This window comes from Psychrosphaera sp. 1_MG-2023 (genome assembly GCF_030548245.1).
GTDB classification, from domain to species: Bacteria; Pseudomonadota; Gammaproteobacteria; order Enterobacterales; family Alteromonadaceae; genus Psychrosphaera; species Psychrosphaera algicola.
Genome location: NZ_JAUORW010000014.1, coordinates 96,786 through 116,986 on the forward strand (window position 1 = coordinate 96,786; position 20,201 = coordinate 116,986).

Consider the following 20,201-nt stretch of genomic DNA (forward strand, 5'->3'; position numbering starts at 1 on the left):
TAAATGCTAAAAACTGAGTGAATTGTAAACCTTTTAAAGAACGTTCGCATTTATAAATAGAGACAATGTTGAGGTTTATCTTAAATTTGCATGTGTTTTAGACAAAACTTGGTTAAAGTTAACTCATTTGCTGTAAAAATCGCCAAACGATAAAAATCTTTCAAAAAGTGTTTGACTGCAAAAGGGGTTATCCGTAATATGCCGCCCTGTCGCGAGGAAGCAATTTCTCAAAGATTTAAAGTCGGTGTTTAGCGCAGCTTGGTAGCGCACTTCGTTTGGGTCGAAGGGGTCGCAGGTTCGAATCCTGCAACACCGACCACTTTAAATTTTTGAAATATTTCCCGTAGGTTATGCGCCCGTAGCTCAGCTGGATAGAGCAACGCCCTTCTAAGGCGTCGGTCGTAGGTTCGAATCCTACCGGGTGCGCCATTTCTCGTTGACACGTCCTATAGCGGTGATTGTAGCTCAGTTGGTAGAGCCCCGGATTGTGATTCCGGTTGTCGTGGGTTCAAGTCCCATCAGTCACCCCATCTTTTGCGGAAGTGGCGGAATTGGTAGACGCGCTGGATTTAGGTTCCAGTATCGCAAGGTGTGAGAGTTCAAGTCTCTCCTTCCGCACCAATACTTTTATTTGTCGGTGTTTAGCGCAGCTTGGTAGCGCACTTCGTTTGGGTCGAAGGGGTCGCAGGTTCGAATCCTGCAACACCGACCATTAAATCCATTTTAAAGTCCACATTTCTCCGTAAAGTCAAAAAAATCAAATTAATTTACTCGTTTGCTCATTATTTAAGTCATTTGGCTGTGTTTTGGATGGACGATTAATAAAGACATGGCTATAATGCGCCGTCATTTTAAGAACATGAATTCGGGCCGTTGTCTATGATTTACAACTTCCGGCCATCAAGATAAAAATAATTGAGGTAGAAAATGCAAGTTTCATTAGAAACGACTCAAGGTTTAGAGCGTCGTCTTACAATTACGCTTCCTTCAGGTTCAATCGAAGAACTAGTTAAAAAACGTTTACGTGAAGTTGGTAAAACTGCGCGTATCGATGGTTTCCGTAAAGGAAAGGTTCCTGTTACTGTAATTGAAAAACGTTACGGTCAATCAGTTTTTGCTGAAGTTGCTCAAGAGCAAATGCAACAAAACTACATCCAAGCTGTAATTCAAGAAAAAGTAAATCCAGCTGGCGCGCCTTATTTCGAACCTAAAAACATGAAACGTGGCGAAGACTTAGTATTCGTTGCAACGTTTGAAATATTCCCAGAAGTTGAAGTGCAAGCGGTTGAAGAAATCGAAATTGAACGTCTAGTTGCTGAAGTAACTGACGAAGATCTTGCTAAAATGATGGAAACATTGCGTAAGCAACAAGCATCATGGGAAGAAACAGCTGAAGCGGCAACTGACGGTAGCCGAGTTACAATTAACTTTGTTGGTAAAGTTGACGGTGAAGAATTTGAAGGCGGCAAAGCTGAAGACTTTAGTCTTGAGTTAGGCCAAGGCCGTATGATCGCTGGTTTCGAAGATGATATCATCGGTAAGAAAGCAGGCGAAGAAGTAACAGTAAACGTTACATTCCCTGAAGAGTACCACGCTGAAAACCTTAAAGGTAAAGACGCTGAGTTTGCTGTAACGGTTAATAAAGTTGAAGTTCAAGTACTTCCTGAATTAAACGACGAATTTGTTGTTAAATTTGGTATCGAAGAGGGCGGCGTTGACGCACTTAAAGAAGAAGTTAAAAACAACATGACTCGTGAACTTTCTCAAGCACTTAAAGCGAAAGTAAAAGAATCAACTATCAAAGGCTTATTGGCGAAAAATGAAATTGACGTGCCTAAAGCGTTAATCGACCAAGAAGTTGAAACTTTGCGCAAGCAAGCTATGGAACGTTTCGGTGGTCAAATGGACCCAGCAAACATGCCAGACCTTCCTGCAGAGTTGTTTGAACAGCAAGCTAAAGATCGCGTTCGTACTGGTCTTTTACTTGGTGAGTTCATCAAAACTAACGAAATTAAAGCCGACGAAGACCGTGTTAAAGAAATTATTAACACTCAAGCGTCTGCTTATGAAGCACCTGAAGAAGTTATTGAACATTACTACTCAAACGAGCAGTTATTACAAAACATCCGTAGCCTAGCAACTGAAGATCAAGCCATTGACTTGATTTTAGAAAAAGCAAAAGTAACGGACAAAACTGTAAGCTTTGATGAAATAATGAACCCTCAACAAGCTTAATGTGAAATCCCGATTGACTTAGGGGTTGAACACAAGGTTAAATGGCTCGATATACTAAATGTATTTCGAGCCATTTTTGTTTTTAAGGAAGGTCTATGTTTAACCACACAAATACTGTGGCTGGCGGTAACCCTGCTGATGTACTAAGTGCATTAGTTCCTATGGTTGTTGAACAAACAGCCAAAGGCGAACGTTCGTACGATATCTACAGCCGCTTGTTAAAAGAGCGCATTATATTTCTTACTGGTCAAGTTGAAGACCACATGGCGAATTTAATCTGTGCGCAATTATTGTTTTTAGAGTCTGAAAATCCTGATAAAGATATTTATCTTTATATTAATTCTCCAGGCGGTAGTGTCACAGCGGGTATGTCTATCTATGATACGATGAATTTCATCAAACCTGACATCGCAACGATATGTATGGGACAAGCAGCAAGTATGGGCGCGTTCTTACTATCTGGTGGCGCAAAAGGTAAACGTCATTGTTTGCCAAACTCACGGGTGATGATCCATCAACCTTTGGGTGGTTTTCAAGGCCAAGCGTCTGATTTTGAAATCCATGCAAAAGAGATTTTAACCATTAAAGAACGTTTAAACCGTTTAATGGCAGATCACTCTGGTCAACCTTTTGAAAAGGTATGTAAAGATACAGACCGTGATAACTTCTTAAACCCTCAAGAAGCCCTTGATTATGGTTTAATTGATTCTATTTTAACTAGCCGTGAAACTAAATAATATTTACTATTGACCGATATAGGTAAATATAATTTTATTGACTACGCTTAAGTAGTGTTTTGTAGCTAGCAAAGTGAGGTGACTTTATGTCAGAGCATACAGATAACGACAGCAAACTACTGTATTGTTCATTTTGCGGCAAGAGCCAGCATGAAGTAAGAAAACTGATTGCGGGCCCTTCTGTTTATGTTTGTGACGAATGCGTTGATTTATGCAACGACATTATTCGCGAAGAAATAAAAGAGATATCACCAAAGCGTGATAACTCAGCTTTACCGACTCCGATGGATATCTGTAAGCATTTAGACGACTACGTTATTGGCCAACAACATGCCAAAAAAGTATTGTCTGTAGCCGTTTATAATCACTATAAACGTCTTAAAAATGCCGGAACCGAATTAGACGTTGAATTAGGTAAAAGTAATATCTTGCTAATCGGACCGACTGGTAGTGGTAAAACATTATTGGCAGAGACATTAGCTCGCTTATTGGATGTTCCGTTTACAATGGCTGATGCTACGACATTAACCGAAGCCGGTTATGTTGGTGAAGACGTTGAAAACATAATTCAAAAGCTTTTGCAAAAATGCGATTACGATGTAGAGAAAGCCCAACGCGGTATTGTTTACATTGACGAAATCGACAAAATCTCTCGCAAGGCTGACAATCCGTCAATCACTCGTGATGTGTCGGGTGAAGGTGTTCAACAAGCGTTGTTAAAACTGATTGAAGGTACTGTTGCATCTATTCCGCCTCAAGGTGGTCGAAAGCATCCGCAGCAGGAATTTTTGCAGGTTGATACTTCGAAGATTTTATTTATCTGTGGTGGTGCATTTGCAGGCCTAGATAAAGTGATTGAAGCTCGCTCAGAAACGGGCACCGCAATTGGTTTTGGCGCTGAAGTGAAATCGATGGCTGACGCTAAAACGTTAACCGAACATTTCCAAAATGTTGAACCAGAAGACCTAGTAAAATATGGTTTGATACCAGAGTTTATTGGTCGATTGCCAGTTGTTGCGACATTAGGTGAGCTAGACCAAGATGCCTTGGTACAAATTTTAAGCGAACCTAAGAATGCGCTAACAAAACAATATGGTGCGTTATTTAAATTAGAAGACGTCGAACTTGAATTCCGTGAAGATGCTTTAGCTGCAATTGCGGCAAAAGCAATGCAACGTAAAACCGGTGCGCGTGGACTTCGTTCAATTATTGAAGGTGTATTGTTAAATACAATGTATGAATTGCCTTCAATGGACGATGTTTCTAAAGTTGTTGTGGACGCTTCTGTAATAGACGGGGATTCAGATCCCATTCTTATTTACGATAATTCACAATCAAAAGCGGTACCTGAATAGCAGGAACGATTAAAAAGGAGTCAATTGACTCCTTTTTTGTTTTTAGCAATTGAACTTTTTCTCCTCCGCCCCATATACTTAGTAATTAACAGAATCCAGAGAATTCATTGATATGACCCATGATCCCGCAAATTCTAATATCCCCGTTTTAGCCTTAAGGGATGTTGTTGTCTACCCACATATGGTTATTCCACTTTTTGTTGGGCGTGAAAAGTCCATTGCCTGTTTAGAACAAGCTATGGAAAAAGACAAAAAGATTTTTCTCGTTGCTCAAAAAGACCCAACGACTGATGACCCAACTGTTGAAGAGTTGTTTACCGTTGGAACAGTAGCCACTATTTTGCAGATGCTAAAATTACCTGACGGCACCGTTAAAGTTCTTGTCGAAGGAAACTATCGCGCGAAAATTAGTGAATATACTGAAACTGGCGAATATTTCGAAGCGAACATTAAGCAAATTCAAGTGTTTGAAGCCGATGAACGCGAGCAAGAAGTATTGATCCGCTCAGCGATTAATCAGTTTGAAGGCTATATTAAGCTTAATAAAAAGATCCCGCCTGAAGTCTTAACATCTGTTTCAGGTATCGACGATGCAGACCGCTTAGCCGATACCATGGCATCCCATATGCCGTTAAAAGTTGAAGAGAAACAAAAAGCATTAGAAATTGAAGATGTTCGAGAACGTCTTGAATATTTAATGGCATTGATGGAAGGCGAAATAGACTTGTTGCAAGTGGAGAAAAAAATCCGCGGCCGAGTTAAAAAGCAGATGGAAAAAAGTCAGCGTGAATATTATTTGAATGAGCAAATGAAAGCCATTCAGAAAGAATTAGGCGAGACTGAAGACGGCGTTGACGAGTTTGATTCATTAGAACAAAAAATCGTTGAAGCTGAAATGCCAGAAGAGGCTGAGCTTAAAACACGCTCAGAACTTAAGAAATTAAAAATGATGTCAGCTATGTCTGCGGAAGCCACTGTGGTTCGTGGATACATTGAATGGATGACAAACGTACCTTGGAAAGCAAAGTCACGTGTCAAAAAAGACTTAAATAAAGCGCAGGATATTCTAGATTCTGACCATTACGGATTAGATAAAGTTAAAGAACGTATTGTCGAGTATCTCGCGGTGCAGCAACGAACAAGTAAATTAAAAGGGCCAATCTTATGTTTAGTTGGTCCTCCAGGTGTTGGTAAAACATCTCTTGGTCAATCAATTGCTAAAGCGACTGGACGTAAATATGTTCGCATGGCATTAGGTGGTGTGCGTGATGAAGCTGAAATACGTGGTCATAGAAGAACGTATATCGGCTCTATGCCGGGTAAAATTGTGCAAAAAATGTCGAAAGTTGGGGTTAAAAACCCACTGTTTCTATTAGACGAAATCGATAAAATGAGTTCGGACATGCGTGGCGACCCATCGTCTGCATTGTTGGAAGTTTTAGACCCAGAGCAAAACTCAGCGTTTAATGACCACTACTTAGAAGTTGATTATGATTTGTCTGACATCATGTTTGTCGCCACATCAAACAGCATGGATATACCAGGCCCATTATTAGACCGTATGGAAGTTATTCGTTTGGCTGGTTATACCGAAGACGAAAAAGTAAATATTGCGCTGGAACATTTATTAAGTAAGCAGAAAAAGCGTAATGGCCTTAAAGACGGTGAATTTGACTTAACGGAAGATGCAATTGTAGATATTGTTCGCTATTACACGCGTGAAGCTGGCGTGCGTAGTTTAGAACGTGAAATTTCAAAAATTTGCCGCAAGGTCGTAACTGAAATATTAACGCAGAAAGACACAACATCAGTGACTGTCAACGCCGCAAATTTAAATAATTATTTGGGTGTTCGTCGTTACGATTATGGAAAAGTTGAAGGCGACGACAGAATAGGGCAGGTAACTGGCCTAGCATGGACTCAGGTTGGCGGTGACTTGTTAACTATTGAATGTGCCACAGTCCCAGGCAAAGGCAAGCTCGTCTATACGGGCTCGTTAGGTGATGTAATGAAAGAATCGATTCAAGCGGCATTAACCGTAGTTAAAAGCCGTGCCGAATCGCTTCGTATTAACACTGACTTTTCTGAGAAACGCGATATTCATATTCACGTACCAGAAGGTGCCACTCCAAAAGATGGCCCAAGTGCCGGTGTTGGTATGGTAACTTCGTTAGTGTCTAGTTTAACAGGAAATCCAGTGAAAGCTGATGTTGCAATGACTGGTGAAATTACATTGCGGGGCGAAGTCCTAGCAATTGGTGGTCTGAAAGAAAAATTACTTGCGGCACATCGCGGTGGTATTAAAACGGTACTAATCCCTCACGAAAATGAAAGAGACCTCGAAGAGATCCCTGATAACGTGAAAAAAGACCTTACGATTATTCCTGTTAAATGGATTGATGAGGTGCTCAATGTGGCATTAAGTCAGCCTGTAGAACGAATTTCGACCGAAAATTGCGCATAAAATCAAAAAAAGGTGAAAAAAAGCAATTTTTTACTAAAAAAGGCTTTTCAAAACCTCGGACTGTGCTAGTTTATTGCCTCTAGGGGGATTAGGAGACTAATTTTCCAGACCTTAAATATACAGTCCGATGATACTCATAATGGACTACAGCCTGAGTGATAAACCTAGCTGTTAATAAAAAAATTAAAAAATTATAGGGGATGATATTGTGAACAAATCTCAACTGATCGAAAAAATGGCTGAAGGCGCTGACATTTCAAAAGCTTCTGCTGGTCGTGCATTAGATTCATTCATTGAAGCCGTAACTGGCGCATTAGCGGAAGGCGATTCTGTCGCTCTTGTTGGTTTTGGTACTTTTACAGTTCGTGATCGAGCTGCAAGAACTGGACGCAACCCGCAAACTGGCGCAGCAATTGAAATTGCAGCAGCAAAAGTTCCAGCGTTTAAAGCTGGTAAAGCGTTAAAAGACGCTTGTAACTAATTAAAACTCTTTAATTAAACGGAAACGCATTAAAGTCTCTATAAACATTGACTGTTGTGCTGGAACACACATTGTTATTCAGGTCGTGTTTCCACTGTTCTACTAATTAAAGGTTCAAGCATTAAAGCGCATCTGGTAAGATGCGCTTTTTTTATAATAGGCTAGGGATTGAGGTCAACAATATTGACCCTATATTGTTAGTTTGATTTGAATTCCAGTTCAGCTAAGAGAAGTGAAAATGCTAGAAAGAATTAGAGAAGGTTCTCAAGGAATCGTTGCCAAATCCGTATTGGGTTTAGTTATTTTTACCTTTGCCATTAGTGGTATCGGTAGTTATATAAATAGTACATCGGATAGCACAGTTATTTCAGTAAATGGTGTTGAAATCACCAAATCTGAAGTTGATCAGGCATATCAAAATGGTCGTCAACAATTGCAATCACAATATGGTGAAATGGTAGAGCAATTATTTGCCGACGAAGCCTATGTTGCAACTTACCGCGAACAAATTATTGATAACTTAGTTGTTGAAGAACTACAAAAACAACAAGCTAAAGAAATTGGCGTACGCGTTAGCGACGAACAAATTCGTAAAGCAATTATCGAAATGCCAGCTTTCCAACTCGCTGGTGAATTTAGCAATGATATTTACTTGGCAAAAATACGCCAAGCGGGATATTCAGCTAGTCAATTCCGTGAAATGTTACGTCAACAATTGAGCCGTACGCAATTTGCAGGTTCTGTAATGGGCTCTGAATTTGTATTACCGTCAGAGAAGCAACAATTTGCCGCTTTGTTTAATCAAACTCGTTCATTTGACTTAGTCAAATTTGATGCAAAAGCATTAGAAGCGTCAATTACGCTTGAAGAAGCAGACATCAAAAATTATTTTGAATTAAATGCATCTCGCTACCAGACGCAGGAAAAAATCTCTTTTGAATATATTTTGATCGACAGCGAAAAACTTGCAAGTAAAGTTGTTGTCTCAGAAGAAGAGTTGAAAACGTATTACACAAATAATATTGCTGAGTTTACAACAGCTGAAAAACGTCGTATTTCACATATTCTAGTTGAATCTGGCGATGCAGCTAAGGTTGCTGAAATTCAAGCTAAGCTAGATGCGGGCGAAAATTTCGCTGACGTAGCTAAGTCTTTATCTGAAGATTCATTCAGTGCTGAAAACGGTGGTGACTTAGAATATTTCGAATCTGGCGTATTTGGTGACGCATTTGACTCAGCAGTAACGTCATTATCTACAGTTGGTGAAGTTTCACCATTAGTAGAAACAGACGGCGGTCAGCATTTCATTACGTTAACAGAGTTAACACCTGAAGTTGTTAAGCCATTTGCTGAAGTAAAAGAAACTATTGCTGAAGAAGCACGTCAATCTAAAGTTGCTGAATTGTATATTGAAGCACAAACTAAAGTGACAGAAGTGGCCTTTGAAGTGCCGGATGATCTAACTGACGCGGCTAAAGAAGCTGGTTTAGAATTAAGCACTCAAAAATTGGCGAGTCGTTATCAATTAACGGGTGACTTAAGCAATCCTCTATTAGTGAACAAAGTCTTTGATGTCGACTTTATTTCTGAAGGTCTAAATAGTGACCTGATTGAATTGAGTGATACCAAGTCAATCGTTGTTCGTGCCCTAGAGCATGAAGCCTCACGCCCACAGACGTTAGAAGAAGTTAAAGGGTTAGTGACAAGCGCATTAACTAAACAAAAAGCGTCAGAACTTGCTCAGGAGCAAGCTAAAGCGCTATTAGCTAAAATCTCTGAAGGGTTTGACTATACAACGGACACATCATTGGCTGCGGAAACGTTTACTCGTGTAGATCGTAACAATACTGCTGTTGATAGAGCGGTTAAAGAGCATGTGTTTACAATGCCTAAACCAGCAACTGACGCTACGAGCTCAGACTGGGTTGATATGGCCAATGGCAGCGCAGCTGTTGTTGTTTTAAAAGCCGTAGATGTCAATGTTAATGGCGATAAAAATGCAGGTGAACAAGTTGCCGGCATTTTATCTCAAGCGACAAACAAAGCATTTATTGAGTCGGCTAGACTAAGTGCAGAAATTGAACGTTAATACCGCTTTGGTATAAAAAACAAAAAACCTCGATTTATTCGAGGTTTTTTTATGTCAAAAATTTATCGTCAACTACAGACGATTTCGATTCAAATTATTGCCAGGAATCTGGAAATTTACCCTTAAGTAAATAACTAAAGGCGATAAGTTCAGCGATGACGACGTACATATTTGGAGGGATTTTGTCACCTACCGCCATTGTTTCTAACCGTTTAAACAATACCTCATCTTTATGTATCAATATATTATGAGCACGTGCGTGTTCAATAATTTGATCAGCGAGTTCGTTGTAACCTTTACTGACGATTTCAGGTGCACTAAAACCATCGTAAACTAAAGACAGTGCTTCGGTATTTTTATGATGATGATTTTTCATATCTTAATATCTATTAAACCAGTAGATTTAGCCGGCGACGGTTGAATTAACGCACTGTCGACTGCGAAGTTAGCTTGGCATTCAAATCCTAATGCGGTAAATCTATTTTGTAAAAGCGGCCAACAGCTGTTCACACGCTCAAGCATGACCGCAGACGAACACGTATTGGTGAATTGCAAATCTTGATTACGTAAACGGACATTACAACGCGCAATTCCAATATTTTCTAAGGTGATTTGAAAGTCGAATGAAAGTAATTGTTGTTCTATCTTCTGATCGTTATTTGAACTCGATTGCTGTTTTATTGAAATAAGTGATTTGGCTTTTTCGTCTAACAAAATAATTAAATTTAGAAGTGACGAACTACTGTCTTGGTTCGTTTGTCCAATTTGTCTTTTACTGGCGCTTATTTCCGTTATCGGGTCATCCATGAATAGCAAGGCGGTTAGTTGGTTATTTCTCAGTTCCAGTTGAGTAAGCCGATGATCAAGTTTAGATGAGCTAACCCCCGTTAATTGCGATAAAAGTTTATTTATTTCCTTTGGCACTGAAACATTTTTATCATTTTGTTGTCTACTGAGGTACTGCGTCATCAGCACCGTCATTGCCGGATTGAGAGTTAAGTTCGCTGGTCGAAGAGAGGAGGATAGATAAACTTCTAATCGAGTCGTCGCTTGCATTAATAATACGGTTTGAGAATCCAATAGTTGACGTTGGTTAATGGAAACCCGTTTTGGCGAGATATCGATGTTTGTCAATTGAGGCATATTCTGGACCGTGAGGAGCAGATGTTGATCTACTTTAGCGACAGCCCGTATAGGTGACGATACTAATGCAATAGATACATCAGCAGCACGGTTTTGGGTAACTTGTCCTAATTGTGAAGAACTTGGAATATGCGACACAATAAATACCTTATGAGCGTGTTCTTAAAGTACCAAAAAGTGGCAAATTTAGTGATCAGTTTGCCTGAATATCTAGGTAGCGGCAAATTCATTATGTTACAATGCCGCGTTTTATTTCGGATCTTCAGGCATTTATCGAAGACTACGAAAAATTAAAATACCACTGGTCGTAACGACCAGACTCATAATAGACGGCAAAAAGCTGTTTATAAAGTTTACAAAGTTAACTAGTAGAAAGTATTAATATGATCCCAGAGTTAGGTAATTTTGCGCTTTATATCGCATTCGGATTTAGTTTACTGTTATCCATACTGCCGTTTATCGGTCTTCGTAAGTCAAATATGGGGTTAATGCAAACAGCCCCTAATTTAGCGGTTGGCCTTTTTGTTTTCACCTTGTTTGCATTTTTATGCCTTGTTTTCGCGTTTGTTACCGACGACTTTACGGTATTAAATGTCGCTCAAAACTCCAACTCTGCATTGCCGGTTCAGTATAAGTTTGCCGCGTCTTTTGGCAGTCACGAAGGTTCGTTCCTGTTGTGGTTGTTAATGCAGTCTGGCTGGGCCTGCGCAGTGGCCGTGTGGTCTAAATCGTTACCTACGACAATGCGTACGCGTGTATTGATGGTGATTGGCTGGATTTGTGTTGGGTTTTACGCTTATATCATTACGGTTTCTAATCCGTTTGACCGTACATTACCGTTTTTTCCGGTTGATGGCGCTGACTTAAATCCGCTATTACAAGATATTGGTATGATCATACACCCACCTTTGTTGTACATGGGTTATGTTGGAATGAGTATTTGTTTCTCTTTTGCAATTGCGGCTTTGTTAAGTGGCGATCTTGACTCTACGTGGGCTAAATGGTCACGTCCATGGACTGCTGTTGCCTGGGGCTTTTTAACACTCGGCATCACCATTGGTTCTTGGTGGGCTTATTCTGAGCTCGGCTGGGGCGGTTGGTGGTTCTGGGACCCAGTAGAAAACGCTTCTTTAATGCCTTGGCTTGTTGCAACGGCTTTGTTGCACTCATTAGCTGTTGCCGAAAAACGAAATGCCTTTAAAAGTTGGACTGTATTTTTAGCCATTGCATCGTTTTCGTTAAGTCTATTGGGCACATTTTTAGTTCGTTCTGGCGTCATTGTTTCGGTTCATGCTTTCGCAACGGACCCTGCACGTGGTGTGTTTATTCTTGTTTTGCTGGCGATTGTGATTGGCGGCAGTTTGTTGTTGTATAGCTTAAAAGCAGGATTAATTAAAAGTGTTGGCAAGTTTTCTATTTTTTCTCGTGAATCTAGCCTTTGGCTTAACAATGTCTTTTTAGTTGCTGCGACCATCATTGTTTTATTAGGTACCTTGCTACCTCTTGTGCATAAAGAAATTGGTCTTGGTACCATTTCAATAGGCGAACCTTTCTTTAATCAGATGTTTACTTATCTCATTGTGCCATTTGCATTATTAATCGGTATTGCGCCACACATTCGATGGAAACAAGACAAACCGAATAAATTTGTGGCTACTCCGTTGATTATTTGTTTGGCGTCGGTCGCTCTGTCTTACCTTTGGTTAGTTGTCGAATTTGGTGAGGTTAAAGGGCTTGCTTGGTTATCGACAAGTTTATTCTGGTGGATCATACTTTTCACCGCCGTTGAGCTGGTAAAGACGACTCAAAAAGTTCGCTTAACCAAGTTGCCTTTAAGTCATTTTGCTATGGTCTTAGGGCATGTCGGTTTGGCCTTTGTTATTGCAGGAGTTGGCTTAACGAGTCAATATTCTACAGAACGGGATGTGAAAATGTTTGTGGGTGGCAGCGAATCGTTTTCTGGTTTTGACTTTAAATTTGTAAAACTACAAGATGTTAAAGGTCCAAATTATGATGGATGGGCGGCGCAAATTGATATCACACAACAAGGACAAGAAGTATCCACTTTGTTGGCTGAAAAGCGTTTTTATCCTGTGCAACGCAATACTATGACAGAAGCAGCGATAGACGCGACATTTTTCCGCGACATTTATATTTCACTAGGCGAGCAGCTTCCTGATAAAGGATGGGCTTTACGTTTGCATCTTAAGCCTTATGTCAGATGGTTTTGGTTTGGTGGTATTGTTGTCGCATTTGCAGGAGCATTGATAGTCGCTGACAAGCGGTACCGCCAGCAAAAGTCGTCTGTTCGAGTGCGTAGTTCTGCCGCCGCGGAGATTGTGTAATGAAGTATAAATTAAGCTTGTTTCTCCCCTTGATTATTTTTGTGATCTTAGTTGGCTTTTTATTAAAAGGCTTATTTAGCGATCCTCGTCAACGCGACTCCGCAGTGGTTGGTAAGTCGTTCCCTGAATTTCAATTACCCGATTTAATGAATGAAGAAAAAGTTCACTCATTACAAACACTAAGAGGTGAAAAAGTGCTCCTTAATGTTTGGGGTACCTGGTGCATTACTTGTAAATATGAACTGCCTTTTTTGACAAAAATTAAAACGGAATATGGCGTTAAGGTTGTCGGTATTTATTACGATCAAAATCACGCGCCTGAGTTTGGTCAATTTGCAAATATTCCTCAGATCCAAGTTGAAGTTAAACAATTGCTAGCTCAACTTGGTGACCCTTATCAATTTCATATATTGGATCTCGACCGCACATTGTCTTTAGATTTGGGTGTCACGGGCGCTCCTGAAACCTTTCTGATGGATTCAAATGGGGTAATCAAAGCCCACCATATGGGAGATGTTAATGAGCGAGTTTGGCGCGATAAATTGGCACCAATTTGGAATGAAATGCAATGATGAAATCAATTTCAATATTAATCGTGATCCTAGCTTCACTGGTTAGCGTTAAATCTTATGGCTTTGACGAAATGGTGACGTTTGACAATCCTAAGCAAGAAGCCGAATACCGGGAACTTATAAAAGAGTTGCGGTGTCCTAAATGCCAAAACCAGAATATTGCAGACTCAAATGCCATTGTTGCAAAAGATATGCGGGCAAAAGCTTTATTGTTATTACAAGAAGGCAAAAGCAAACAACAAGTTGTTGACTATATGATTAATCGCTACGGACAATTTGCTCATTATCGCCCACCAGTTAATATCGCTACAATTATGTTGTGGGCTATCCCAGTAGGTTTCATCCTTATGTGTATCATTTTATTGTGGCGACGCAGTCGACTGTCAATGCAAGTTGATAATGCCACCGACACCGCGGGATTAAATTCAGAACTTGATAATTTGTTAGATGAAGTTAGTGACCTACAAAACGCAGAAACGACGAGGAACAATCCGTGAGCAGTCTATTTTTTAGTTTTATCGGGATGTGCATTGTCGCGTTAGTGTTTATATGTGTACCGCTATTTCGATTCAGCCAATTTGGCCATAAACGTAATGCTTCGGCGCAGTGGTTTGAACAACGTCTTGCAGAATTAACAGACGAACTAGAACAAGGCCGTTTTACTCAGCAACAATACGAGTTTGCAGTTACCGAATTAAAACTGACCACTAAATTCGAACTGACCAAAGAGAATAAGGTACAACCCACGATAATTAATGAATTTGGTTTCAGTTCAAAAATATTAATATCGGTTCTGTTTGTTGTATTTATCTCTGGGTTTTATTTGTTTTATGGCAATTATACAAAGTTGTCTAATTGGCAGGATTCAATTGATGAGTTACCTGATTTAACTCAAAAAATAATTCAAAATCAAAACCAAGCACCGACCGTTCAAGAATTGCAAAGTTTCGCTCTGGGATTAAGAACAAAATTAGCGGTAAAAGACGAAGCGATTGGGTGGATGTTGTTAGGTCGTACTTTATTGGCTTTAAACGATATTAATTCGGCGATAGATGCATTCAAAAAATCCTACGATAGAGATCCTAAAAGCGTAACCAATATCGTCAATTACGCACAGGCTCTTTATTTAAAAGGAGAGGACTTTGAACTGGGTAAAGCAGTAAACATATTGCGCGAAGCATTATATTTACAACCAGATAATATGATGGCTTTGATCATTTTTGGTGAAAGTAACCTACTATTAAAACGTTTTGATAATGCGAAAGAAGCATTTGAATTGGCATTGTCTCAGCTTAATGCTGATGACGAGCGCACTGTCGCTTTACGTCAACGAATTGAATTTATTAATCAAAGCACAGGCACTCAAACACCTGATACGCAAACTAACGATATACAAAATGGATTAACAATTACAGTGCAACTAGATGACCGCGTTACGGCGTCTGGAACACAATTTCGTTATTTATTTTTATTCGCCAAGTCAGCGTCAAGTCCGGTTCCTGTCGCCGTGAAAAAATTACCAATAAGCAATTTCCCGTTGACAGTTAATTTATCTGATTCGGATATCATGTTACCAGATGTGAAGTTATCGGATCAGAGTTCAGTTAATATTACAGCTCGTTTGTCGATTGACGAAGCGGCTGGTTTGACCGCAGGGGAGTGGCAAGGAGAGTTACTTGATATTAAGCCCTCAGCAAATGAACCTATTACGATAGTTATTAATAAGGAAACAAAATGAAGTCAACTTGGATTAAACAAGTCGTTTTAATCACTTTCGTATTGTTGTTGTCTGCCTGTGCCAAAACGCCAGAGCCACAACCTGTGGATGCGACCAACACGGAACAAGTGATAGCCCCTATTGTTGATGAACGTGACCCGTTTGAGTCGATGAACCGTTCATTATGGGATTTTAACTGGAATGTTTTAGACAAATACGTATTAAGACCTTTGGCCGTTGGTTATTCAGAATATTTACCAAGACCAGCTCAAACAGGTGTCCGTAATTTTGTGACGAACCTTGAAGAGCCAGGTTATGCGGTAAATAGCTTACTGCAAGGTAAAGTAAAACATAGCGGTAAAGCAGTAGGTCGTTTCCTTATTAACTCTACGGTGGGAATTTTTGGCCTGATTGACGTTGCTGACTATATGGGAATAGAACGCCACAAAGAAGATGCAGGGCAGACTATGGGTATTTATGGTGTTGGTAACGGACCTTACGTTATGATCCCAGGTTACGGTCCTACAACTATTCGAGACGGTACGGGGGATTTTATTGATGGTCAAATCTTTCCACTGTATTTACTTGATTGGCCAGCAGCCTTGTTAAAAACGGGTATTAAAGCCGTTTACACTCGCGCTGATTTAATCGCGCAAGAGGGTATGATTGAGAATTCTGTAGACTCTTACATTTTTGTCAAAGAAGTTTATTACCAAAATCAGAATTTCAAACTTCACGACGGCAACCCGCCGCTTGAAGAACCTGAAGAGTTTGATGAAGCGTTTTTAGACGAGATAGATTAATAAAATAAATAGTGCTGAAACTGAGTTATAAAATCGGTTCCAGGTAAATAAAAAGGCCAAATTCAATATTCTTGAATTTGGCCTTTTTAGTATTAATTATAGGTAAACTAGTGCCTTAAGGTTTTAATGCCTTTTCACCACGACCGATACCAACTACGCCAGAGCGTACGGTTTCAATAATCGTTCCGTTATCTCTCATAACATCAATAAAGGCGTCAACTTTGCCTGAAGTACCAAGCATTTGAACGGTGTAAGCACGGCTTGCAACGTCAACAATCTGGCCTCTGAAAATATCGGCACAGCGTTTTATTTCTTCACGTTGTTCGTTTGTGTCAGCTGCTATTTTTACAAGCACGATTTCACGTTCAACATGGGCACTTTCCGTTAGTTCTCGAACCTTTAAAACGTCAACAAGCTTATTGACTTGTTTGGTAATTTGCTCGATAACACGTTGATCGCCTTCCGTTGTAATCGTAATACGCGATAAGCTGTCGTCGTCGGTCTTAGACACAGTTAAACTGTCAATGTTATAGCCACGTTGCGAAAACAATCCAACAATGCGAGAAAGGGCACCAGCTTCATTTTCCAATAAAATAGATAGGATGCGTCTCATTATTCTTTCTCCCCTTGAATTTCCCCTGCGACTTTGCCCTTAGGTGCTAAAACCATATCGTCAATTTTTCCACCTTTGATTTGCATTGGATAAACATGTGCTGACTGGTCAACAACAATATCCATAAAGACTAATTTGTCTTTCATTGCAAAGGCGTCTTCCATGGCTTGATCTAGTTTCGCTGGGTCTGTCACACGGATACCAACATGACCATAGGCCTCTGCTAGTTTGACAAAATCTGGAAGTGAGTCCATATAAGAATGAGAATGACGTCCATCATAAAACATGGTTTGCCATTGTCTAACCATGCCTAAAGCTGAGTTATTGATGTTAATCACTTTAACTGGAATACCGTATTGTAAACACGTCGCTAGTTCTTGAATGTTCATTTGAATTGAACCGTCTCCTGTCACACAGGCGACATGAGCATCAGGAAACGCTAATTTAACCCCCATCGCAGCAGGTAAACCAAAGCCCATTGTGCCTAGACCACCTGAGTTAATCCATTGACGTGGTTTTTTAAACGGATAGTACAATGCAGCAAACATTTGGTGCTGACCGACATCTGACGTAACGTAAGCATCACCATTTGTCACCTTGTAAAGCGATTCAATGACTTGTTGCGGCATAATTTGGTTGTCAATTTTGCTATAAGCCAAACTGTCTTCTGCACGCCAATCGTTAATCGTCTTCCACCAAGTTGACATGGCTTCAGGGTCCGTATTGAGATCATGACTGTCGATGTAAGCAAGCAATTGTTCAATAACTTTTTTCGCTTCACCTACCACTGGCACATTCGCTGGAATGGTTTTAGAAATAGACGTTGGGTCTACATCGACGTGAACGATAGTGGCATTGGGACAAAATTTAGCAACGTTGTTAGTTACACGGTCGTCAAATCGAGCACCGATGGCAAAAATCACATCAGCGTTGGACATTGATTTATTTGCTTCATACGTGCCGTGCATACCTAACATGCCAACAAACTGAGGATGAACGCCAGAAATACCGCCTAACCCCATTAAAGTATTTGTTACCGGTACATTTAGTTTTTCTGCAAGCGCAGTGAGTTGTTCAGATGCGTTGGCAATTACAATACCGCCACCGGTGTACAAAATAGGGCGCTTCGCAGCACATAAAATTTCTGCCGCTTTTTTAATTTGCTTTGAATGACCTTTAACCGTTGGGTTATATGACCGCATATTAATTTCAGCAGGCATTACATAAGGCGCTTTAATTTTTGGATTGACGATATCTTTAGGTAAATCGACAACAACAGGGCCCGGTCGACCTGTTTTTGCAATGTAATAGGCTTTAGCGATAGCTTCAGGAATATCCTCAGCTCGTTTCACTAAAAAGCTGTGTTTTACGATAGGGCGAGAACAACCCACCATGTCACATTCTTGGAATGCGTCTTCACCGATAACAGTGGTTGGAACTTGACCAGACAATACAACAAGTGGGATAGAATCCATATATGCTGTTGCGATGCCGGTAATGGTATTGGTTGCGCCTGGACCTGAGGTCACAAGGACAGAACCTACGTCACCTGTAGCACGAGCATAACCGTCTGCAGCGTGAACGGCGGCTTGTTCGTGACGGACAAGAATGTGTTCTATTTTATTATGTTCAAACAAAGCGTCGTATATATCTAATACCGCGCCACCAGGATAACCAAACAGGTGTTTTACCCCGATGTCTTCTAACGCTTGCACTACCATTTCCGCACCGGATAACATGGTTGGCGAATTCTTCTCCATCGTATTTTCTCACTTCAAAACTTATTGATCGTAGCTAGTTACGTTTTTACTCTAATTCGCACACCGATTACAAGGGCAAATCGCCGAATAAGTAAAATAAATTTATCTATGTTAGGACGATTGGTGCGATAACCGTTTATTTACTAAATAATAGTGTGATTTTTAACCAGGAAGGTGTGGGGATACTTAATTTTGGCGTTTCAATATTACTTAAAAAATAGCCCATCTTAGTTTTAAAAGATTCTAATCTTCGGGTTTTTTAAAAGATTGTAATCTTCGGTTTTCTGTAATTGTAACGGATTGTTTTTGATCAGCTATTATCTGGTACATCGCTCGGGAAACCGTATCGGCAGTAATTGGCTTATATTGACTAATAAAAGGTATGAATTGCAACGCAGTTAAAACATATTTCCCAAAAGTTTCACCTATCCGTTTCTCTGGACGAGGGCCGACTAATACACTTGGACGGACGATTAACGAGTGGTCAAAACCAAGTTGCAATAATTGGTGTTCCGTTTCGCCTTTCAAATTTAAATAGAACGATGACGCGCCGACTTTTGCACCAATGGAAGAAATAAAAACCAACCGAGTTGCGCCATTTAATTTAGCTAATGTTGCAAACTCAACTGGGTAGGTTTGGTCAACTCTAATCATTGCCTGTTGACTGCCTGCGTGTTTAATTGTGGTACCTAAACAACAAAATACCGTGTCGCCAACAATATCTTGAACATGGGCTTCAAGGTGGTCAAAGTCTGTTTTTATCTGGACCAATTTGTTGTGTGTAAATTTAGCGGGTAAGTCAGAGCGACTGAAGCTAATAACTTGACAATAGTGTTCGTCGGCCAATAACTGAGTAATTAATGATTGACCGACAAGGCCTGTTGCGCCAATAACTAAAGCGCGTTTGGGGTTAGTAGCAGTTTTCAAAGTAACTTTCTAATATAACTACTGCTGATTGTGAGTCAACATTACCTTTTTTTAAGTTACGAAAGCCACCGGATGCAAATAAATCTGCCTTGGCATCAACTGTAGTCAGACGTTCGTCATGGGTTTCTATGGCATAACCAAAGCGACCATGGATCTTGTTGGCGAATTTTTTTGCGCGGGCAGTCATCGGTTGTTCTGTACCATCCATATTAAGTGGCAATCCGACAACCACTAGGTCTGGTTCCCAAGTGGTAAGTAGCTTTTCAACTTGGTCCCACTGAGGTACACCATCCTTCGCTCGTAAAGCTTCAAGGGGGGATGCCGTACCGGTTAATGATTGTCCTACTGCAAAACCAATGCTAGTTGTGCCGTAGTCGATACCAATAATGGTTTTTGACTTCATTAAGCGTGTCCTGAAATTGCGGACAGTTGACTGATGTCGATGCCCAGTTTTTGGATTGCTCTTTCCCAACGTTTTTCAACTGGGGTATTGAATAAAATATCGTGGTCAGCTTCAATTGTTAACCAGGCATTGTTCGCCATTTCATCTTCCAATTGACCAGCCGACCATCCTGCATAGCCTAAAGTTAATAAAAATTGATCAGGTGCTTGCTCGGTTGACAAGCTTTGCAATATATCTTTCGACGTTGTTACATTGATGTCGCCCGGAAGCGCTATACTTGAAGTCCAAATTTTGCCCCCTGTGTGCAATACAAAACCACGGTCAGTTTGCACCGGACCACCTGTTAGCACATTTTTTGATGACAATGCCGATGATTCACTGGTTTCAATGTCAATTTCGTTTAACAGTCGACTAACACTGATCTCAGATGATTTGTTAATGACCAAGCCCATTGCGCCCTGATCATCGTGTTCGCAAATGTAGGTCACTGACCGACCAAAAAATGAACCATCTAAAGAAGGCATCGCAATCAATAGTTGGTTCGTTAAATTGGTGAT

18 protein-coding genes and 5 tRNA genes are annotated in these 20,201 nt (G+C 40.3%); 16 read left to right on the forward strand and 7 right to left on the reverse strand.

The genetic code is table 11. The features are described 5' to 3' along the window. Positions 1 to 242: 242 nt before the first annotated feature. The 11 genes from Q4575_RS14210 (at position 243) to Q4575_RS14260 (ending at position 9,361) form a co-directional block, all read left to right on the forward strand. A tRNA-Pro gene (locus Q4575_RS14210) sits at positions 243 to 319 on the forward strand. 33 nt (positions 320 to 352) lie between these two features. After that, positions 353 to 429, forward strand: a tRNA-Arg gene (locus Q4575_RS14215). Positions 430 to 454: 25 nt separating this feature from the next. Further along, a tRNA-His gene (locus Q4575_RS14220) sits at positions 455 to 530 on the forward strand. Positions 531 to 536: 6 nt separating this feature from the next. Continuing rightward, positions 537 to 621 (forward strand) — tRNA-Leu (locus Q4575_RS14225). 14 nt (positions 622 to 635) lie between these two features. Beyond that, a tRNA-Pro gene (locus Q4575_RS14230) sits at positions 636 to 712 on the forward strand. Between the two features lie 215 nt (positions 713 to 927). Beyond that, positions 928 to 2,235 carry a trigger factor gene (gene tig, locus Q4575_RS14235; RefSeq protein ID WP_215964821.1) on the forward strand — a complete coding sequence of 436 codons (1,308 nt, stop codon included), beginning with the start codon at positions 928 to 930 and terminating at the stop codon, positions 2,233 to 2,235. 95 nt (positions 2,236 to 2,330) lie between these two features. Continuing rightward, positions 2,331 to 2,972: an ATP-dependent Clp endopeptidase proteolytic subunit ClpP gene (clpP, locus tag Q4575_RS14240; protein WP_215964822.1), complete on the forward strand. Its 642-nt coding sequence runs from the start codon at positions 2,331 to 2,333 to the stop codon at positions 2,970 to 2,972. Positions 2,973 to 3,058: 86 nt separating this feature from the next. Beyond that, positions 3,059 to 4,327, forward strand: coding sequence for an ATP-dependent protease ATP-binding subunit ClpX (clpX, locus tag Q4575_RS14245; RefSeq protein ID WP_215964823.1), 1,269 nt, complete (start codon positions 3,059 to 3,061; stop codon positions 4,325 to 4,327). 112 nt (positions 4,328 to 4,439) lie between these two features. Next, positions 4,440 to 6,791 (forward strand): endopeptidase La, encoded by a 2,352-nt coding sequence (gene lon, locus Q4575_RS14250; RefSeq protein WP_215964824.1) that lies wholly within the window; start codon positions 4,440 to 4,442, stop codon positions 6,789 to 6,791. 208 nt (positions 6,792 to 6,999) lie between these two features. Beyond that, the gene (locus Q4575_RS14255) at positions 7,000 to 7,272 is read left to right on the forward strand and encodes an HU family DNA-binding protein (protein ID WP_215964825.1); all 273 of its coding nucleotides are present in this window, start codon (positions 7,000 to 7,002) and stop codon (positions 7,270 to 7,272) included. A 238-nt stretch (positions 7,273 to 7,510) separates the two neighbouring features. After that, entirely contained in the window at positions 7,511 to 9,361 is a 1,851-nt protein-coding gene (locus Q4575_RS14260; protein ID WP_215964826.1) for a SurA N-terminal domain-containing protein, read from the forward strand. A 94-nt stretch (positions 9,362 to 9,455) separates the two neighbouring features. Here the strand turns inward: Q4575_RS14260 and Q4575_RS14265 are convergent, their stop codons facing one another. Both Q4575_RS14265 and Q4575_RS14270 read right to left on the reverse strand, forming a co-directional pair. Beyond that, a complete protein-coding gene (locus Q4575_RS14265) occupies positions 9,456 to 9,737 on the reverse strand; it encodes an EscU/YscU/HrcU family type III secretion system export apparatus switch protein (RefSeq protein ID WP_215964827.1) in 282 nt (93 codons plus the stop codon). Next, on the reverse strand, positions 9,734 to 10,642 hold the full coding sequence (locus Q4575_RS14270) for a hypothetical protein (RefSeq protein WP_303523291.1): 909 nt from the start codon (positions 10,640 to 10,642) through the stop codon (positions 9,734 to 9,736). Before Q4575_RS14270 ends, Q4575_RS14265 begins: the two co-directional genes overlap by 4 nt. Before the next feature lie 245 nt (positions 10,643 to 10,887). Here Q4575_RS14270 and Q4575_RS14275 point away from each other — a divergent pair, with 245 nt between their 5' ends. Genes Q4575_RS14275 through Q4575_RS14295 form a run of 5 tightly spaced genes read left to right on the forward strand, consistent with a single transcriptional unit; the run spans position 10,888 to position 15,941 of the window. Continuing rightward, the gene (locus Q4575_RS14275) at positions 10,888 to 12,849 is read left to right on the forward strand and encodes a heme lyase CcmF/NrfE family subunit (RefSeq protein ID WP_215964829.1); all 1,962 of its coding nucleotides are present in this window, start codon (positions 10,888 to 10,890) and stop codon (positions 12,847 to 12,849) included. Further along, a complete protein-coding gene (locus Q4575_RS14280; RefSeq protein WP_303523292.1) occupies positions 12,849 to 13,421 on the forward strand; it encodes a DsbE family thiol:disulfide interchange protein in 573 nt (190 codons plus the stop codon). The genes Q4575_RS14275 and Q4575_RS14280 overlap by 1 nt, the downstream gene beginning before the upstream one ends. Beyond that, positions 13,418 to 13,918, forward strand: coding sequence for a cytochrome c-type biogenesis protein (locus Q4575_RS14285; RefSeq protein WP_272182437.1), 501 nt, complete (start codon positions 13,418 to 13,420; stop codon positions 13,916 to 13,918). The genes Q4575_RS14280 and Q4575_RS14285 overlap by 4 nt, the downstream gene beginning before the upstream one ends. Continuing rightward, complete coding sequence (gene ccmI / locus Q4575_RS14290) at positions 13,915 to 15,159, forward strand: c-type cytochrome biogenesis protein CcmI (protein ID WP_272182438.1); 1,245 nt, start codon at positions 13,915 to 13,917, stop codon at positions 15,157 to 15,159. The genes Q4575_RS14285 and ccmI overlap by 4 nt, the downstream gene beginning before the upstream one ends. Beyond that, entirely contained in the window at positions 15,156 to 15,941 is a 786-nt protein-coding gene (locus tag Q4575_RS14295) for a VacJ family lipoprotein (RefSeq protein WP_303523293.1), read from the forward strand. Before ccmI ends, Q4575_RS14295 begins: the two co-directional genes overlap by 4 nt. A 115-nt stretch (positions 15,942 to 16,056) precedes the next feature. Here Q4575_RS14295 and ilvN read toward each other — a convergent pair whose 3' ends face one another. From ilvN to Q4575_RS14320, 5 genes are all read right to left on the reverse strand, one after another. Beyond that, a complete protein-coding gene (gene ilvN / locus Q4575_RS14300) occupies positions 16,057 to 16,554 on the reverse strand; it encodes an acetolactate synthase small subunit (protein WP_215964833.1) in 498 nt (165 codons plus the stop codon). Next, entirely contained in the window at positions 16,554 to 18,314 is a 1,761-nt protein-coding gene (locus Q4575_RS14305) for an acetolactate synthase 3 large subunit (protein WP_252736564.1), read from the reverse strand. The genes ilvN and Q4575_RS14305 overlap by 1 nt, the downstream gene beginning before the upstream one ends. 243 nt (positions 18,315 to 18,557) lie before the next feature. Further along, a complete protein-coding gene (locus Q4575_RS14310) occupies positions 18,558 to 19,241 on the reverse strand; it encodes an NAD(P)H-binding protein (protein ID WP_303523294.1) in 684 nt (227 codons plus the stop codon). Then, positions 19,225 to 19,644: a Holliday junction resolvase RuvX gene (gene ruvX / locus Q4575_RS14315; protein ID WP_303523295.1), complete on the reverse strand. Its 420-nt coding sequence runs from the start codon at positions 19,642 to 19,644 to the stop codon at positions 19,225 to 19,227. The genes Q4575_RS14310 and ruvX overlap by 17 nt, the downstream gene beginning before the upstream one ends. After that, complete coding sequence (locus Q4575_RS14320; RefSeq protein ID WP_215964939.1) at positions 19,644 to 20,201, reverse strand: YqgE/AlgH family protein; 558 nt, start codon at positions 20,199 to 20,201, stop codon at positions 19,644 to 19,646. Before Q4575_RS14320 ends, ruvX begins: the two co-directional genes overlap by 1 nt.

Bases quoted from the DNA above. Each gene is read 5' to 3' on its own strand.
- Q4575_RS14260 (WP_215964826.1), top strand. From the start codon at position 7,511: ATGCTAGAAAGAATTAGAGAAGGTTCTCAAGGAATCGTTGCCAAATCC.
- lon (WP_215964824.1), top strand. From the start codon at position 4,440: ATGACCCATGATCCCGCAAATTCTAATATCCCCGTTTTAGCCTTAAGG.
- Q4575_RS14305 (WP_252736564.1), bottom strand. From the start codon at position 18,314: ATGGAGAAGAATTCGCCAACCATGTTATCCGGTGCGGAAATGGTAGTG.
- Q4575_RS14285 (WP_272182437.1), top strand. From the start codon at position 13,418: ATGATGAAATCAATTTCAATATTAATCGTGATCCTAGCTTCACTGGTT.
- tig (WP_215964821.1), top strand. From the start codon at position 928: ATGCAAGTTTCATTAGAAACGACTCAAGGTTTAGAGCGTCGTCTTACA.
- Q4575_RS14265 (WP_215964827.1), bottom strand. From the start codon at position 9,737: ATGAAAAATCATCATCATAAAAATACCGAAGCACTGTCTTTAGTTTAC.
- Q4575_RS14280 (WP_303523292.1), top strand. From the start codon at position 12,849: ATGAAGTATAAATTAAGCTTGTTTCTCCCCTTGATTATTTTTGTGATC.
- Q4575_RS14295 (WP_303523293.1), top strand. From the start codon at position 15,156: ATGAAGTCAACTTGGATTAAACAAGTCGTTTTAATCACTTTCGTATTG.
- ilvN (WP_215964833.1), bottom strand. From the start codon at position 16,554: ATGAGACGCATCCTATCTATTTTATTGGAAAATGAAGCTGGTGCCCTT.
- clpP (WP_215964822.1), top strand. From the start codon at position 2,331: ATGTTTAACCACACAAATACTGTGGCTGGCGGTAACCCTGCTGATGTA.
- Q4575_RS14275 (WP_215964829.1), top strand. From the start codon at position 10,888: ATGATCCCAGAGTTAGGTAATTTTGCGCTTTATATCGCATTCGGATTT.
- ruvX (WP_303523295.1), bottom strand. From the start codon at position 19,644: ATGAAGTCAAAAACCATTATTGGTATCGACTACGGCACAACTAGCATT.
- clpX (WP_215964823.1), top strand. From the start codon at position 3,059: ATGTCAGAGCATACAGATAACGACAGCAAACTACTGTATTGTTCATTT.